This is a genomic window from Enterococcus sp. BWB1-3 (genome assembly GCF_016745275.1).
Classification (GTDB): domain Bacteria; phylum Bacillota; class Bacilli; order Lactobacillales; family Enterococcaceae; genus Enterococcus_L.
Genome location: NZ_JADOEP010000064.1, coordinates 1 through 1,057 on the forward strand (window position 1 = coordinate 1; position 1,057 = coordinate 1,057).

Sequence of the window (1,057 nt, forward strand, 5' to 3'; positions counted from 1 at the left end):
CAATAACAATAAGATATTATTATTGAAGTTTTTCACTATTCAGTGTTTTACACAATCCTCAACTCTAAAAATATGATTTATTTTAGTAACTTGCTTTTGTTTGCTATTGGCAACTTGATTAGTGAGTTCGTGCTTACTAGTCAAGGCTTTATCCTCTCGATTCCCGTCGAGTGGTAGAGTGTCTTTTTAATTTATTTAATAATTTTTAATTACTGTCAAACACTTCTTTTTCTAAACTATAAATATCAAATTTTCCTTCTTTAAAATAGAAAAGTCTTCCACAAACTCTGCACTCCCACATTGACCCTAAAGGCATATTATCCACAAGCTCTTCTACGGTTTTCGGATTTGACTCTAACACATCATAATACTCGTTCTCTGAAAAAATAATTAAAGGATTCGTTGTTTCCAAATTCTCATCATTAAGCACATTTCCACATAAACATTTTATTTTCATGATTAAATCACTCTCCTATTTTATAAATGTAATTCTATCAATTATATCCTTTCCATATTTACCAATTAATCTAGAAATTATTTCATCCATTTGTTGCGGTGTAAAGTTTGCTTTGGATATATCATAAACAATTTTACCTTTGCCATCTACTTGTTTTAATGCTTTACCCACTTTTGTAACTAATGTATTGATATTATTTCCATTAAGTGTTTTAATTTCAGTTTCTATTCCATTAACTAAAAGATCGGGAGTCTTACTTACATTCGGAGCTTCTGGAATAAGTTTAACATCTTTCCCTTGTTCCAAAAGTGATTCTACTACTTTTTTCTCATCCGCAGTAAGTGATTCAAAAGATTTCGATGATATATCTAATTTACCTTTAGCCCCACTGGCTTTCTCGGGGCGAGAAATTAATATTATAAGTATAGAAAAAGAAACGACAAAGTTAAATCGCTTCTTTTTTCAATAATAAATTTTGGCTCATTGTCAACTAGTGTTGGTGAAAGAAATACAAGAGAATAAAGCCAAGCAGTTAAGGGGCCCTACCTAGCTGCTTGTTTTTCATGCATGGATTCTGTTAATGAGGGTTCTTTTTAACTT

General features: G+C 30.8%; 2 protein-coding genes. Both read right to left on the reverse strand.

Annotated features, from left to right (window positions below; genetic code table 11):
* Positions 1–205: 205 nt before the first annotated feature.
* A complete protein-coding gene (locus IW492_RS17880) occupies positions 206–457 on the reverse strand; it encodes a hypothetical protein (RefSeq protein WP_202069436.1) in 252 nt (83 codons plus the stop codon).
* Positions 458–472: 15 nt separating this feature from the next.
* Positions 473–763 (reverse strand): hypothetical protein, encoded by a 291-nt coding sequence (locus IW492_RS17885; protein WP_236672003.1) that lies wholly within the window; start codon positions 761–763, stop codon positions 473–475.
* Positions 764–1,057 lie beyond the last annotated feature (294 nt).

Bases quoted from the DNA above. Each gene is read 5' to 3' on its own strand.
- IW492_RS17880 (WP_202069436.1), bottom strand. From the start codon at position 457: ATGAAAATAAAATGTTTATGTGGAAATGTGCTTAATGATGAGAATTTG.